The sequence below is a fragment of the Paenibacillus sp. FSL H3-0329 genome (assembly GCF_037963285.1).
Taxonomy (GTDB): Bacteria; Bacillota; Bacilli; order Paenibacillales; family Paenibacillaceae; genus Paenibacillus_AQ; species Paenibacillus_AQ odorifer.
Genome location: NZ_CP150150.1, coordinates 5077031 through 5093500, shown reverse-complemented (window position 1 = coordinate 5093500; position 16470 = coordinate 5077031). Strand labels below are relative to the sequence as shown.

General features: G+C 37.0%; 16 protein-coding genes. 11 read left to right on the top strand and 5 right to left on the bottom strand.

The features are described 5' to 3' along the window. Positions 1-124 precede the first annotated feature (124 nt). Positions 125-1213 (top strand): hypothetical protein, encoded by a 1089-nt coding sequence (locus NSQ66_RS22535; protein ID WP_339192135.1) that lies wholly within the window; start codon positions 125-127, stop codon positions 1211-1213. A gap of 37 nt (positions 1214-1250) precedes the next feature. Here the strand turns inward: NSQ66_RS22535 and NSQ66_RS22530 are convergent, their stop codons facing one another. The 5 genes from NSQ66_RS22530 to radC form a co-directional block, all read right to left on the bottom strand. Further along, positions 1251-1373: a hypothetical protein gene (locus NSQ66_RS22530; RefSeq protein ID WP_339192133.1), complete on the bottom strand. Its 123-nt coding sequence runs from the start codon at positions 1371-1373 to the stop codon at positions 1251-1253. Between the two features lie 29 nt (positions 1374-1402). Next, positions 1403-1582 (bottom strand): hypothetical protein, encoded by a 180-nt coding sequence (locus NSQ66_RS22525; protein ID WP_339192131.1) that lies wholly within the window; start codon positions 1580-1582, stop codon positions 1403-1405. A gap of 85 nt (positions 1583-1667) precedes the next feature. Beyond that, positions 1668-2477: a stalk domain-containing protein gene (locus NSQ66_RS22520; RefSeq protein WP_339192129.1), complete on the bottom strand. Its 810-nt coding sequence runs from the start codon at positions 2475-2477 to the stop codon at positions 1668-1670. A 69-nt stretch (positions 2478-2546) separates the two neighbouring features. Further along, positions 2547-2897 carry a helix-turn-helix transcriptional regulator gene (locus tag NSQ66_RS22515; RefSeq protein ID WP_339192127.1) on the bottom strand — a complete coding sequence of 117 codons (351 nt, stop codon included), beginning with the start codon at positions 2895-2897 and terminating at the stop codon, positions 2547-2549. Between the two features lie 177 nt (positions 2898-3074). After that, positions 3075-3683 carry a DNA repair protein RadC gene (gene radC / locus NSQ66_RS22510; RefSeq protein ID WP_339192125.1) on the bottom strand — a complete coding sequence of 203 codons (609 nt, stop codon included), beginning with the start codon at positions 3681-3683 and terminating at the stop codon, positions 3075-3077. Positions 3684-3966: 283 nt separating this feature from the next. On the opposite strand from radC, the gene NSQ66_RS22505 reads away from it, so the two are divergent. From NSQ66_RS22505 to NSQ66_RS22460, 10 genes are all read left to right on the top strand, one after another. After that, a complete protein-coding gene (locus NSQ66_RS22505) occupies positions 3967-4779 on the top strand; it encodes a Hachiman antiphage defense system protein HamA (RefSeq protein ID WP_339192123.1) in 813 nt (270 codons plus the stop codon). Then, on the top strand, positions 4766-8203 hold the full coding sequence (locus NSQ66_RS22500) for a DEAD/DEAH box helicase (RefSeq protein ID WP_339192121.1): 3438 nt from the start codon (positions 4766-4768) through the stop codon (positions 8201-8203). The genes NSQ66_RS22505 and NSQ66_RS22500 overlap by 14 nt, the downstream gene beginning before the upstream one ends. A 951-nt stretch (positions 8204-9154) precedes the next feature. Further along, positions 9155-9517, top strand: coding sequence for a site-specific integrase (locus NSQ66_RS22495; protein WP_339192118.1), 363 nt, complete (start codon positions 9155-9157; stop codon positions 9515-9517). Beyond that, positions 9498-9728 carry a tyrosine-type recombinase/integrase gene (locus NSQ66_RS22490; protein ID WP_339192116.1) on the top strand — a complete coding sequence of 77 codons (231 nt, stop codon included), beginning with the start codon at positions 9498-9500 and terminating at the stop codon, positions 9726-9728. Before NSQ66_RS22495 ends, NSQ66_RS22490 begins: the two co-directional genes overlap by 20 nt. Before the next feature lie 103 nt (positions 9729-9831). Then, positions 9832-10005 carry a hypothetical protein gene (locus NSQ66_RS22485; protein WP_339192114.1) on the top strand — a complete coding sequence of 58 codons (174 nt, stop codon included), beginning with the start codon at positions 9832-9834 and terminating at the stop codon, positions 10003-10005. 59 nt (positions 10006-10064) lie between these two features. Beyond that, positions 10065-10610 (top strand): tyrosine-type recombinase/integrase, encoded by a 546-nt coding sequence (locus NSQ66_RS22480; RefSeq protein WP_339192112.1) that lies wholly within the window; start codon positions 10065-10067, stop codon positions 10608-10610. 381 nt (positions 10611-10991) lie between these two features. Then, complete coding sequence (locus NSQ66_RS22475) at positions 10992-11132, top strand: hypothetical protein (protein WP_339192111.1); 141 nt, start codon at positions 10992-10994, stop codon at positions 11130-11132. Positions 11133-12823: 1691 nt separating this feature from the next. Beyond that, complete coding sequence (locus NSQ66_RS22470) at positions 12824-13561, top strand: hypothetical protein (RefSeq protein WP_339279419.1); 738 nt, start codon at positions 12824-12826, stop codon at positions 13559-13561. Positions 13562-13834: 273 nt separating this feature from the next. Beyond that, positions 13835-14791 carry a hypothetical protein gene (locus tag NSQ66_RS22465; protein ID WP_339192107.1) on the top strand — a complete coding sequence of 319 codons (957 nt, stop codon included), beginning with the start codon at positions 13835-13837 and terminating at the stop codon, positions 14789-14791. A gap of 57 nt (positions 14792-14848) precedes the next feature. Continuing rightward, on the top strand, positions 14849-16432 hold the full coding sequence (locus NSQ66_RS22460) for an LA2681 family HEPN domain-containing protein (protein WP_339192105.1): 1584 nt from the start codon (positions 14849-14851) through the stop codon (positions 16430-16432). Positions 16433-16470 lie beyond the last annotated feature (38 nt).

The following is a 16470-nucleotide window of genomic DNA, read 5'->3' as shown; positions in this document are numbered from 1 at the left end:
CTTTTCTTTTACGACTACTATTATTCATGCATACATTAACGAATTTGTATTATATGAGTGCTTAAGTAAAAAACAAAAATGCGCATAACAAAGTTCTAACCAACATATATTGGAGGGCTTTGTTATGCATCATACAGTTCATATGTTCTATAAATTTGACTTTCACTATTTTTCGGCAATCTATGAAGTATTACGTGAACTCTCTAAAACGAATAAGTGCAGGTATTTTGAGAAACCAAAGGGCTATTACCAATTTCAGCTTCTTCAAAATCAAGGAATAAAAATAATTCTTAGACACTCTAAGCTTGATGGTGAAATTACTTACAGTGCAATTGAAATCATTTTGAACCCTATGCGATTATTGGATGGAAACGATTATTATCAATTAGCTGACGAAGCACATTTGAATCAAATTAAAGCTTCGTTTAAAAAAGCATTTAAAGAGATTGGAAAGAAATTTCAGAGCAATAAACGTAATAAAGGTCTGATTTTTAGATTTGATCAGTTAGATATTTACAGTTTCAAAAGAGTAGATTTTGCAATAAATATAAGCACTGAGCACGTGGACTTATATATGAAACTTATCAAACGTGCCAATATACCAAAAGGGTTCAGACTCTACACGATATACAATAGTATTAGCAAACGTTACGAACCGCCTAAGGATAGTTTTTATATTTATAAAAAACGACATTTGAATGGCAAAGCTTCTTTTGTGGATTTAACTGTTAATTGCTATATTAAAGGAATTCAGTTGCTGGAGAATGAGCTGCCTTACGATGAAAGAGCAATGACTACAATTAGATTTGAAATCCAATGCGGTTATAATAAGATATACCGCATTATCAGAAGTAAAAACCTTAATAAGCAAGGATATTCACAATTTTTACGTGAAGATATATCTGCTGAAGTGCTAGATACTTACTTTAAAAAGACTATTGGATACGGTGATTACTATACATTTTCGAAAGCAAAAGAACTTATCATGGATTCAAGAATGAAAAGTGACACCAAGTATGAACTGGTGAATACTTTAAAAATTGTAAATGATAAGAGGGGGATATGGAAAGCAAGGGAAACTGTAGATAACAAGAAAAGATTTGATAACCATATCAAAAAGCTTCATGAAATTGGGATCAACCCCGTTACGATTCCAATATCCGGAAAAATAGATTATCTACCTTGTCTTTTTGGCATTACCAATCAAATTTGAAGTATAGGGAAGACTCTTAAGGAGCCTTCCCTATTTTCTATTCTTCTTTATATTTATCGTACAAATCCTTAGTGGTTTCCACCACATCAAATTTGTTTTCAATTGTTTGGCTTATTGCATCTACAGCAGACTCTACTATACGTTCCCAAAAATCACTCATCGTTGTATTCCTCCAATAATTTATTTTGATTAATGTTTCCAAGCTTTAAGACCGCTGAGTGTTCCGTATCCAACACCAAATAAATAACCAACGGCTGTTCCAGCACCGGGGAATATTGCAGTGCCAAGTGCTGCTCCTGCTCCTCCTCCGATTAGTGCGCCCGCTGCGGTCAGCGCTGTCTTCCCGGCGGTTTCAATTACTTTATCCATGTTTCTCACCTCCCTTCAAAATAGAAAAGAGAAGCGAATCGACGCTCCTCTTTTCTATATTCATATTAAGTTTTAGCTTCAAGACTTAAGATTCTACAGTCAATGTACTGGCATTCACCCAACTACTTGACAGATATCTAACTCCAGAAAGCATTGCCCAGTAGTCGGTATCAGCATCGCTAATATAAAGATCGTTCTTGCTGTCCCAATAAACAAGAATTCTCCCTCCATCTACTTTTTGAACCTCACCGTAGAAGAAACCGTTTGATATACGGTCACCTACGCTAATTTGGACTCCATGTTGATCAATTGGCTTAGTGTTAGGAGTGCTGTCAGGCGTACTGTTGTTGTTATTGCTACTAGAGTCAGACATTGAAATGAAGTAATTACTGTAGTCATTTGGATAAGCGTCAAATGCACCACGATATAACGCAATGACTTGATTCTTGCTATCCCATATAAGTGTAATTCCGAGATTGTCACTTACAAATTTCAATGGAACCAATGTGCGTCCCTCACTAGAAGTAATAGGAGCTGAATCCAATGTCTTCAAAACTCCGTTCACATAGGCTTTGGTATTATTTAAGTAAAGAGCGACATTGTTATTACCTAGTGTCAGCGAGACTTTTTTCTCTTTTGCTGACCAGCTTGATGATCCACCAAATTCTTGAATAACACTAGCGATAGGAATCATAACTCGGTTATTTTTGATTTCAGGGGTTGCGTACAATTGTGGATCAAGAAGTGTAGAGGTGGTGGCTTCATCTACAAACATTCCGGTGTTATTGACTTTTAAGATAACCTTCTTGGGAGTTATGGCTGATTCCGCTGAAGCAACGTTTCCATAAGTCATAATTATAGAAGCGGCGGTTATTGCTAAGACCCATTTTCGCATTCATTTATCATCCTTTGTTCTGGAGTATACGGCTTTTATAAGCTATGTAACTGCTGGGTACTCTTGAAATCAATCTTCGAAGTGTCGATAGGACTTCAGAACGTTCATTGTCACCAAATCTGTGTGCTCAATTAGAACTTCCAGCAGGCATTGCTTGATTCTGGCGGGGGTAAGAATTTGTATGGATTGGTTACTTACTCCTTTCTTCGGATTTGAGTGTAAAAGTAAATCAAGTAAGGTTACTTCGAGAGCTACCGCTATTTTCTCCAAAGTTTTTATCGTTGGATTTTTCTCTCCACGTTCAATCTGGCCGATGTAGGAAGTATTTACTCCTGCATTCAGTGCTAGCTGTTCCTGGCTCAGCCCCTTACCCGTTCGCAGAATTCGGATGCTTTCTCCGATAAATTCAATGTTGTTCAATTCCCCTCACCCCTAACAAAACGATAGAATTTTTTGGAAGGATGCTCAACAGGATATAGTGAGGATTTAAGTGGTTATAACCACGAATTAATACAGGGTGTGGCAATTCAGATGCCAGAGGTATTTATGGAGAGGTTTTTAGTAAGAGGAACATACATTAACAAGGTTAAAGTAAGCTTATATCAAGCCGCGCTCCTTCAAACTGTAAAAGCGATTACCACCAATGATTACATGATCAAGGACTTCTATTCCTATGATTTCCCCAGCGGCTAAGAGTCGTTTTGTTAAATTGACGTCCTCAATGGATGGCTCCGGGTCTCCGCTCGGATGGTTGTGAGCGCAAATGAGCGAGGCGCTACAGCGTCTGATTGCTGCATGGAATACTTCCCTTGGATGGACGATAGCAGCGTTTAGAGAGCCGATAGAAATGACTTCCTTAAAGATTAGACGGTTCTTAGTATTCAGAAAAAGGCAGATGAAGTGTTCTTTCTGTTCAAAACGGAGTTCGGGTTCTAGTAGATTATAAACGTCTTTGGGACTTCGGATAGCATTGTTAGACTGCTCCGGGTATGTGAGTGCCTTAGCAAGCTTTAGCATAGCTGTAATTTGCCGGGCTTTTCCTTTGCCGATTCCTTTTATAGATACTAACTGTTGCTCGGATACATCCATTAGTTCTGAAGCCGTAGGGAAGCGCTCGAAAAGCTCTTGAATTGTGTAGCTGTCATTACTTTCCCTTAATGATTCTGATACTAATCTTCTTACTTCATCTGCCTGAGTTTGCTCCATAAATTATTCCCCTCTCTAATTTTACCTTTCATCAATTAAGCTAATTGAACTGATCATCTTTTTTATAATATAGATTTCAAACCTTCTAAATTACGACACAAAGATATGAATTTCTTGTAGTAGAACGCACGTTTGGAAGGGGATGTAAACATTATGGCGAAATATGTATTTTAGTTATTGAAGCACTTTAATAATTTGGTACTTAGTCAATCCACGAATGGTTCAACTAATTTTTATCGGACAGAAATTTCTGGAAATATATATTTGGACTCTGGGGGATTATATGATTAGAGATTGGCTTATACATACCACTAGGAATACTCATGGTTATCAATATAATGTTATTGACGTTTCAGAAACCGATATACGAGCAGAAGTTGCATTTCCGTCATGGCTAGCTGGGGAACTGCTTGTTGCATATAAAAACCCAGAACATTTAAAAAGACGTTATTCCAAAAGGGATAAAAAGGAGTTGCAAGATTATTTAGTCAATGAAGTATTTCCACCAGTTACTGAGACATTAGATAAAAATGTGCGCCGTGGCGATTGGGGTGAAATAGTAACCAGTTTGATTCTGAGAGATGTCAAACAATTAGAAACAGCACTAATTAAGCTGCGGTATAAACTTAATAGAAAGAAATCCACTTTTGGAATAGATGTGTTTGGTGTTCAACTTGATGCATTTGGAAAAGTAAGCAGCCTTTGTGTTTGTGAGACAAAAACGAAAATAACCTATGATAAAAAAATAGGCATAGAAGCATATAACTCACTATTTTCAAATGATACGTCAGCAATTGTCACTATAGCAGACTTTATGTCGACATTATATTATAGTGAAAAAAGATATGATCTTTCTGATCAGTTTGATGAAATTGTTTTAAAAAAAGCGAATTTCCCAACTAATCATCATATTTTTTTGGTGCATGAAAAGAAGCTTTGGAAAGAAGATATACTAATGGAATTAAACAACACTAAGGATCTTATGAAGGGTTTTAGCGTTAATATTTTACTTATAAATAATTTAGATGATTTGGCTAAGCAATCCTTTTCCCAAATCCCAAAAATTGGGGAGGGAATTGTTTATGGAACTTCATGAATACATTTTGAAAAAAGAGCAAGCAATAAACCAATTAATTAATTCTTCTTTATTTAAAAATCAATTTGGTCAGATATTTGCTCAAAAGATGGGAGCCGAATTCAACGCTACTTATGACGAAACAACTATTTGGGGACAAGCTCTTTTTCTAAGTTCGACTAGTGTTAGAGTTCTTAAGAATAAGACAAGTCAAGTGTGTGTTCAAGCTCTTAAAGTTGCAGCTGAGTTATTTGAAACAATGTCGATAATGTCTAAAGAATATGACAAAGACTATGCTAAGGTTTTGTCAGCTCTATGTTACGATTTATCAGGTTATCAGGCTAATTCCGTATGTATGTTAAGATCATTAAATTACGAAATTGAACAGATCGGATTACTAGATGGTAGTTTAAATCAATTATTTACATTTGTCACATTATTAATGAAAAGACAGCTTCAGGCTGTTGAGAAAATGATATCTCAAGATGTAGGGATTTCTGATAAAGAAGAAATTGAATTTCATTGGAAGGCTGCTATTGACGGATTCATTCAGTACCAGTTAACTGGAGAGAAAAATGATTTTGAGTATGAGATATCTGAAGCAAAGGATCAAGCAATACATCTAAGAGATGCCACTTTGACGACTATTTTATCACTACTAGATTTAAAATTCGCACTTTCTTATCAGCGCACAACTTGGACTATCCTATCAGATGAATTAAAATATAATCCAGATACATGGATCCCTTATCTAAGATTGTTAGCATCAAATCCATACTCTGATGAAAAGTTACTACCACAAGAAATAAGAGTTTCTAACTCCGAATTATGGCAATCACAAATTGAAGCAATTGATAAAGGTCTCCTTAAAGACAATAAAGGATTTATTATTCAAATGCCCACTAGCGCTGGGAAAACACTAATCGCTGAGATGGCAATATTACAACAGATTAGCCTAAATAAGAAATGCCTTTATATCGCTCCTTTTCGTTCTTTAGTCACCGAAGTTGAAAATACTCTGAGTAGTCACCTATCCAGACTCGGGTATTCAGTTTCAAGTTTAACTGGTGGTTTTGAGTTTGATGATCTCGATCAATTTTGGATAACAGAATCAGACGTATTAATCGCTACTCCGGAAAAGGTGGATTTCTTACTTAGAGTTAAGCCTGAGATGTTCAATGATTTTTCATTAATAGTTGTTGATGAAGGACATGTATTGGGTAATTTAGATAGTCGTTCAGCGCAATTCGAGCTGCTTTTAACAAGATTAAAAAGGTGGTTCATACCTAAAGGGTGCAGGTTTTTATTTATATCTGCAGTAATGCCAGATAAAGACAGTAATGATTTTGCAAAGTGGCTAATATCAGATGAAAGAGCAAAAATACAATCTCCATTACTATTTGACGGTAGTAATTGGCAACCTACTAGAAGATTATTAGGGTATTTTTCATGGGTTGGAGAAAATGGTCGAGTTGATTTTAAAAATTATGTACAAAATACAGAACGATCATTTGATAAATTCTTTATTCCTAATATCATTGGCAAGATTAATTGGAATACAATTCAAGGGAAAAAAGTAAAAAAGATAAAACAGAATTCATATCCTAACAATAAATCTGAAACAACTGCTCTACTGGCTCTTAAATATCTTGATGAAGGATCTGTTCTCATTTTTTGTGCTACAGTTGGGCGTAAAAGTGGGGGTGCCGGTGTTTTTAGTGTTTTAAAAGCATTCTTCAAACTAATTAAAATTCTTGATGAAAATTTCGATGATACTCATCAATTTCCCAGAATAGATGAAAGTGAAGCTTTAGAAGCTGCGATTCGTTGGTACGGTGAAGACCATATTATTACAGAATGTATAAAAAGAGGCGTAGCCCCCCATTTCGGTGATTTAGCGGATGAAGTACGTAAAGCAGTTGAGAGAGAATATGTACAAAAAAAAATAAGGGTTTTAATTGCAACTAGTACCCTTGGCCAAGGGGTTAACTTACCCGTAAAAACTCTACTTGTTTACTCCTTGGACATCAACCCAAATCCTCAAGAAAGAATATCGGTAAAAATTAGGGATTTTTGGAATATAGTAGGGCGAGCAGGGCGAGCTGGACGTGAAACAGAAGGCCAAATTATATTTATAATCAATTCTGCTAGAGATCGACAGTTATTTGACTTATATTCTGATCCAAACAATTCAGAACGTGTCCGTAGTATTTTTACTGTTGCAATGGAACTATTTAGGAATGGTAGATTATCTTATGAAACATTAGATGAAATCATTTCTGATGTAACTGAACCTTCACTAATGAATTTCTTAGTTGAAGAAGTTGTCAATACACCTGATCAGAGATTAATGGAATCATTTATTGGAGATACTTTATTTAAAATACAGTCTATTGAAGGCGACTCTGAATATGTAAATGATATTCTTTTGAAAAACGCTACACGTTTTTGGGATATTGAATCAAGAGAAAGAAAAGTGTTGTTTTCGAGAACAGGTCTGTCTATTGATTCTTGTCTAGAGATTGAAAAGACTTTAACTGAATCTCTTCTCGATCTTCAAGAAGCATTTATAAATAATAATCAAGAAGTATTTTTAAGACTTGCGCTAAAGTGTATATTGAAACTTGAGGAAATGCATCCAAAAGATACGTTTAAAAATGTTAATATATCAGGAAACCCTGAACTTGAACCATTTCTCTTATCATGGATTCAAGGTGCTAGTATTGATGATCTTAGACCTCTTTGGATTAATGCAGTAGGTGATGATTTTTCTGACCTAATCAATGTTTATATTGAAGATTGTCTTTCTTTTAAATATCCGTGGGGAATTACTGCAGTTATTTTTATCGCTTCTTTAGTTTTAAATAGGGACTGGAAAGATTTCGATTCAACAATAACTAGCTTCCCTTCAAAAATAAAATATGGATTAAATAATAAGTACTCGTTATGGTTACGTAGTATCGGCATAACATCAAGAGAATCGTGCTTAACTTTGTCAAGTGTATACAAAGGACCATCGGAAATACTAGCTTTTGCAAAGTGGTTATTAAACCTGAATATAGATGAGTTAACTAGTTTTGGAATAGTATCTAAGTATAGCTTAAGGAATATTTTTAGTGTTACAACAAAACTCACTTTGAAAACAGACGTTAAAAAGGCACAAGTACTTCAAACGTTTGTTGTTAAAGGTATTCCCTATGAGTCAGAAAGAGTAGAAACAGCAAAGCTGGTAAAGGTCGGTGACTTATTAACTTTAAAAAGACAACCTGATAATGAATTTGATCAATTCGCTATACAAGTTTGGTCTGGTGATAATCAATTAGGGTTCGTTCCAAGAGAACTAGCTAAATCTCTATCATTCCAAATGGATATTATGACAGTTAATATCGAGTGCAAAGTAGAAAGCAAAGTTGGAACTAGAATACTTGCAACTGCGCGAATATAAAATCGAGTCAATTCGAACTTTGGTCAAGATTCCCTCTGTTTCTGCTGCTTGAATTTCCGAACGATTAGCACATTTTATCGCTAAAACTCTTGCCCTACTTGACTTATAACAGTAGTTTCCTAAACCAACAAAGCCCCCCTTTCATCTTGACAGGTTAGGGGTCTAAGTGTATGCAAATGGACAAATCTCGAAAAGTAAAAGTGATAATTGGACGTAAAAAAGCAGAGGCGTAAGGCACCTGTTCAAATCCTATTGCTAACATTGCTGCATATATAAATTCCAGAACATAGAAAGTATAGTACACAAAAAAGTATCTTTAGCCCGCATGGTTAAAGGCTTTATGCTCGATCTTCCCGTAGTGTAGAAAAGGGTATACGAAGACTATTTCAAGACTTTAAATCCTACGGTACGTGAATACCGTACGGATTCGACCCCCGTCCTCGGTAGTATGCAGTGAACCACGGTTGCATCAACGCTAAATGAACGTCAGGTACACGCTAATCCTGTGTACTTGCGCGAACATGTTTAGTTGACGCACAGAATCGAACGCTTTCCGTTCATTACGAATGGGAGGCGTTTTTGTTTGGTGAGAATTAAGGCGGTTAGGACGGATCATTCGTGGGAGTCAGTGCTAGGACGGTTCCTCGAATATAAGCGCGCGGAGGGCTTAAGGAGCAGACACAGCGCGACTATACGCAGCATGTTACCCGGTTTATGCGGCGGTATCCTGGCGCGGGGGCTAAATCGGACAGGTTAGCGGAGGCGGCTTTTGAGTGCTTAGCGGAGGACGTTGCACCGTCTACGTATAACAACCGTTTGATCTATCTGAGGACGTTCTTTAGCTGGTGTGTGGAGCGCGGGATTATTGGATCAAATCCGATCACGAATATTAAGAAACGAAAGGCTGAGCCGCGCGTTGTAAGCATTGACTAAAAGATATTACGCGAGCTTTTGAAGCTGCCGGATCAAGACAAGTACACAGGACTGCGTGACTATTATCTCATCCTTATAATGCTAGGTAGCGGCATTAGACCGTCGGAAGCTTTCCGCTTATTGCCCGTTGATTTTATGGAGAAAGCAGCGGAAATATACATACCCGCGAAGATTGCGAAGGCCCGCAAGAGCCGGACGCTGCATCTTTCGGATATGACCGTGCGCGCTATACATAAGCTGCTGCTCGCAAGGACTGACGATTGGAGTCCGGATACGCCGATCTTTTGTTCGTATGAAGGACGACAGATGAATCGCCATACCGTGGGGCGACCGGATGGAATTGTACAGCGATCAGCTCGGCGTGCACATACGGCCGTATGATCTGAGGCACGCGTTCAGCCTCGAATACATCCTGAACGGTGCAAATGCCTTTGCGCTGCAGAAGACGCTAGGCCACGGAGGTATGGAGATGACGCGGCGGTATGTCGCGCTAGCTAACGAAGATTTGAAGTCTGAGGACGCAAAGTCGAGTCCGTTTAATAAGCTGACAGCAACGACGAAGAGAAATACGGTAATAAATAAACGCAAATAAACAGCGCTAGTCTTAGCGGAATCAATCCGTTAGGGCTGGCGTTTTTTTGCTTAATCCGAACGTTTTTCCTTGAATGAATGTTGACACATACGAGGAGGAGACCATGGATAAACGTATTGGAAGGCATTACAAATCGAGACGGACTAATGGAGATGATAAAAAATCAGAAGACTTATTTGAGAAATCTCACCTTGCTAAAAAGGCGGAAGGACGCTCAGAAAATACATTACTAAGTTATGAGAGCAGTTTGCGATTACATGGACAGCCAGGGATTTGAACGTGTTTTTAGTGCTGTTACGCCGGAGTTAGTGCGTTCTTACATGAGTTGGATGTTACATGAGAAAAAAGTGGGAGGGACATAGCCATAAAGGAGAGCATAACAAAACAATTGGGCTTTCGCCTGTAACTGTTAATACAATAATTAAAGGAATCAAAACCATGTTTAAATTCATGAACGAAGAGGGATATATTCCCACAAATCCTTTAGCCGATATAAAAAAAGTAGCCGAGCCAGTAAAAGAAATACAAATCCTTTCTGTGCAAGAAATGCATAAGCTTCTTTCCGTAATCGATAAAAGTACATACGCGGGGTTCCGAGATTATGTTCTTATAACAGTACTAATTGACAGTTCGGCAAGAATAGGAGAGGTTGTTTTTCTGATTGAACCGGATGTGGATTTTAAGAGAGGACTGCTGTTCTTTAATGATAATACGGTTAAGACACGCAGGGCACGGAGAGTTCCAATAACAAAAAGAACAGTTCGGTTACTAAAAGAGTTGATTTCCGAAAATGAGGAATTTGAAACCGATCATATTTTTCTTGCTAACTACGGGTTACCTCTTACTATCAATCGGTTTCGTCATCGTCTTAAAATACGCTAAAAATGCCGGCATAAAATTAAATGTTCATCCATACCTTTTTTGCCATACGTCTGCTACGCTATTCTTAAAGAACGGAGGAAACGTACACCATCTGGCGCATACATTGGGTTATGTCGATATTCGAATGACTTCTCGCTACTTACACCTCTCGGAAAAGTCCGTTAAAGAACAGCACGATAAATATTCGCCTATTAACGATGTTGTCGGAAAGCTCGGGAAAGATCGTAAAATTAAGCGTACGACATAGTGGAATCAAGCTGGGAAGCCTAAACAGGCCGACCGGCTTTTCTTCATTTATAAGCCCGTTCACCGGCGTTTGCACACGACCGGACGGCCGTTTGATGACGTGGTAATGACACGTTCATAGCGGAGTGCTTGCGGGTGGGCGCGCCGTTATCGATGGGCCGATGTGACGGCTTACCGGCTGTACCCGCACAGAAATGGATTATACGAGGTGGCAGCGTAATTGAACTGGTATTTATACGCGCAGGTGATTACGTGGGCCGTCGCGGTGATCTCTAGAATTACGGTACATTCTCGAAGCTGATAACACTAGGAGCGCGTTGGCCGTATTCGCTTTAAGCTTAATGACAGGCATATTGTCTGTGCCGACACGGGTATGTACTCGTGATCGAGCGGCCGTACTCTGACACGATTGGTGTGCGGAGTGTCGTCTGGAGATGAAATGAAAACGTAAGAACGGCGGAGTATGCGGGAGGAAATAGAGGATCGTTAGAAATTACGCCGTTTTACAGCGGTTAACACAGTTTATCATACTGTATCGTATACAATACTTTTTTACTGAAAAAGATAAAATGAGCTTTAATAGCTTATCATAACTTATCATTTTGTAACTTGAGCTTTTCACGACTGAAAAAGGTTAATCGCCGAATTTGACGTTTTACGAATCTACAGCGTTATTAATATAATCGGAGGTGACAGTCGGAGTGGAGATGACAAACGAAGAAATCCACGAGTTTAATCTGTAGCTGTACTATAACCCACGCTATCAGACGCTGAGCTGGCGCGAGCAGGTCGCGATGTTCTATATGGAGAAGTTCCGGAATAAGGCGGGTTAAAATGAAAACGTAAGAATGGAGGGGTATGAGAGAGATATGGGGAGTTCGCGTGTTCAACCTGCTGGAAAAAGCTCTGTACTACCGTGTACTATGGTTATCTACGATTACTTAGGATTACTTAGAATTCCTTATGTTACAACAGATAATTACCAATTTTTGCACATGAACAATCAAGCGAAATCGCTGAATTTGGCGGGTGCACTGCGCGATCATCAAATATATAATCGGAGGTGTCAAAGGATGACGACGAGTGAGACGGCGAAAACACAACGTGATTTCCGCGCAAGCTTAGCTATTTGGAGTAATCGTGTGTTTAATTGAGGTTTTAAGAGTTTGTCTATTTCAGATAGTTATTATCACATCTTATTCGACGTATACGTTAGTTAACAGAATTATGGAAAAATATGCTTATGACTGTGCTCAATATGAATTAGTGATGAAAATACAAAAAAGAGAGGAATCGTAATAGGCGTTTCTTATCCCTGAAAGTTTGAATTGTTAACAGGCATTCTTTAATGTATACAATTCATAGTCTAATCTTACTTGCTGTTAACAAGCTGTATACGGATGAGAAGGGATAGTTTTCGGTTGATAAATTTCGAAATCCGAATATTTAACGTTTTAGGAGATTTTACTAGTTGGATGCGGAGTAGCTATAATAAAAGAGCTAAGGATAAATTACTGCCATAAGGAGGTGCTCTTAATGATGACAGTGTACGAATCGTTAACGCTGATGCTGGCGTTTGGATCGTTAGTAATCGCGATTCTAGACAGAAAAAAGCGGATCTAAAATAACCGGCCATCCTCCAAGATAACGGTTATCACTCCGCTGAACTTATTCAACGCTATTGTACGCCTATTCCACGTAAGACACAACAGAGGCGCCAAGAAACGGATTAAAGCCGTGGACTGGCGCTTTTTCTTGATCTCCGCTAGTCTTGCGAGATTTCGGACACAACAGCGGAAGCACGTGGGATAGACGCTGTAACCCTCGACTAAAAGCAGGCAGTCTAAAATTTTATCCGGTTTCAGAGATTAATATAAGTTCGTATAGTAAAAGGCGAGAAAATGCATTATGGTAATTTTATCAAATGGTATATACAATAAAAGTATGAAGATTTTTACGGGGGTTGTATGTTGAATACATTTAACGATCTATTGACTACTCAAAAAATAATTAAAGCCTTAATTATTATGTTTATTTCACCAATTGTTGTAGCAGCAATCATTACTGGACTTATGAATTACTTCACTAAGCGGAAGACTGAAAAGAAAATTGAACAAGAAAAAGCAGAATTAGCAACTAAAATGCTGTCTCAAATAGAAAAGGAAAAAGCGAGCCTTCAAGAAGTGTTATTAAAGGAAGTTGAGAATACTAAGGGTGAAATACAAATGAAACTTGAACAAACGAAAGCTAATTATCAAAAAGAATTCGATATACATAGAGCAGAAATAGAGAAGCAAAAAGCCCATGCTTTTAGATATTCTGAACATCAATTTAAACTTTACAATACTTTATGGGGAACCTTGATCGATCTGAAAGTTAAAGCGGATGATCTCTGGAATAGTGCAGATGCAAGAAGGTTTAATCAATTTGTAAAACAACTTATTGTTACGAAAAAAGAAATCGAAAAAAGCAGGCTTATTATCGAAGAAGATCATTATATTCAATTACAAATATTGATCGAAGAGTTTGCTGAATTCAGGAATGGAAAGGAAAGTTTACTAACAGTTAGAAATAGCGAAGTTACTGATATTCAACTAAATGAAATATATGAAATTATAAACAGAAATGAGAGAATAAGATTCAAATACCTTGAATTTTTAGAACACATAGGACTTTATTTTAGAGGTCAAATCAAAGGGGAATAAAGATTCTCTTGCAATTCATTTAAGTGGTAAGGAGTCTCTATTTTACGCCCTAATTCAGTTGCGATCAATCAATTCAAGAGATCTTCTAAGATATCTGCAATTTGGTAGCTTCTGTCCACAAACGTAGACGAACAGCTAGATATCTTTCATATATACTAGTACTTTCCGCTTCTTCAGTTCATATATCATCTTGATCTGCGTCCCTTATGATTATTATCATTTCTCAACTGATTGTAATTTTTTTGATTCCAGTTCCGAATAGGAGTAATGGTTATGCATGCAAATACTGATATTAAAAGGCTTATTATAGATATAATCGCATGTTTAGTATACAAAAAGACTCAAATGTACGAACTTATACTTAGACCAGCTGGAATAAGTGAAAAGTTCTTTGCGGGTCTTATGAAAAAACGTAGTGTAGATGGGAAACCACTCACTAAACGAGATATGGGGAGCATAATAGTTCAGGAACTGGAAAAGAAACTAGAATATAAGAACAATATTAATTCGATTATAGAAATTGCAGCTAACTGGAATCAATTTCATTTAACTGATAATGAAATGCTTGCAAGAGCTACTGTTCAGAAAGCGAGAGAAGTTCTGAATATAATAGAGATAATGGAAGAAAAAGAGAAGCAAATTCTAAGAGAAGAGAAGGAAAAGGAACGAAAGAGATTGGAGGAAGAAAGACGGGGAGCAACTTTGGAAATGGAACATGAAATCAATAATCAATCAAAACTTCTGTTAATGATGTATGACGAACTTGTTATGATGAAAGATAATCCTCAAAAGCGAGGTTTAATGTTAGAACAATTAATGAATATGCTCTTTAATGTATATGACATTGCGCTAATGCAAAGCTTTCGACGTAATGAAGGGGGAGAACAAATCGACGGAGCATTTAAACTGGATGGATGGCATTACCTCGTGGAAATGAAATGGACAAGTCAGCTAACAGATATGAAACAATTAGATTCATTATACGGAAAGGTTGCTCGCTCAGGCAAACAAACTATGGGATTGTTTCTTTCAATTGGTGGATGGTCTCCACATGTAGTTCCTTTAATGAAGCAACACCCGGACAAATCAATTTTTCTTATGGATGGTTATGATTTGAGAATGGTTTTAACTCGGAATATTTCTCTAATTGACTTATTACAAAAGAAAATTGCTAAATTTAATATTGAGTCAGAGCCGTTTGTAAGCGTAAGTATGCTGTTAAATGGATAAATGGGTTGAGCTTTTTCAAAACTTGAATTGCTAATAACCAAATACATTTATTAAGGGGTGAATAAGATTCCTATAAATAAAGATGTTGATATAATTGCACAGTTTGCAGATCAAGCTTTTGATCAACATGATACTCAAACTTTAAAAAGCATAGCGGAAGATATTCTTGAGAAATTCAACTCCTCTGAATATTCTGAATTAGATAAAGCAATTTTTGGGTATCATGGTGCAACTTCTTATGCTAATTATATTTCATTAGTTCATAATGGTGTAATGCAATATTCTGAAGAAAGTAATAATGAATCTGACTTTGAGTTCTGTATATATTTATACAGAAAAAGCCTAGAGTTTTTTAGAACTTTTAGAGAAAATAATGATTCATGGAATAAGGCTGATGCTGTAGAAAAACAATATTATTCGAACTATTTGCAAATGCTATATGTTAATTATGCAAATGATCTAAATCAGTGTGGTAGATTATTACAATCTATTTCGCAATTACAGCATGGAGTTTCTAGTCACTTTTCGATGGCAGTAGGAAATATGGCAGCTAAATTGATTACTTATGGACAATATGACTATGACATTGGGCATAGTCATATCTTTTTTAACGAGGCGTACCAATTATTATTAGAGGCGTTAGAAGGGGATTTACATGAAGATGCGAGGCACAGTTTTTTAAGACAAAAAGAATGGCTAGAGAGGTACTTTTCTGAAGATTTATTAGAGGAACCATATAGTTTTGAAGACATGCCTATGGGGGAGACAAGTGAAGAGAAGAATTATAGAATGTGGTGTTTAGAGAACACATTGTTTCTAAACACGCTTAATGATGCTTTTTACTACCCATTGGTTGCGCATGATTGTATTCATCTTCCCGACATTGTTACAGATATTCATGTAGGCTTCAAATTTCATGGATTGGTCAATCAGTTGAAGCAAGAATATGTTTCCGCTAGGTTTATGATTTATGATGGGTTACATAACCGGGGTGAACATTACTCAGACAAAGAGGTTCTTATGTACAATACGCTTGACTATCCTATATACGGATTAAGTATTGAGATGGTTAAGTGTGCATTCAGGAGTTTATATTCCTTATTCGACCGTATAGCATTTTTCATTAACGACTATTTTGAACTTGGAATTAAGGAGCGAGATGTATCTTATAAAAGTATATGGGAAGGAAGAAAAGGTGGAAAAGGCGGATATGAGTATAATTTTGATTTGAAGAAAGCAATGACAGGGGCAGATACGTATAACCTTCCGCTCATAGGATTATATTGGCTGTTTAAAGATATAGGAAAGAAAGAGATTAAACACGATTACCTAGAACCTGCTATCAAGCAGATTGCAGATATAAGGCATTCACTCGAACATCGTTATTTTAAATTACATGATTCTCTATTTGTTCTTCATGAAGAACCAGCATTAAGTGATACATTGGCTAAATCTATAAAAATTGATGTTTTCAAAAGTACTTGTATGCAATTGTTACGGTACTCAAGGGAAGCAATTATACTTTTAGTCTTGGCAGTTCATCGAGAGGAACAGCTAAGAAATGAGCAAAGAGATGTAAACGGATTGGTAGCACCTATGTATTTAGATAAGTTTGAAGATACATGGAAGCAGATATTTTAGCAATAAAAAATAGCGGACATTAATGCTGCTGGGGCGCT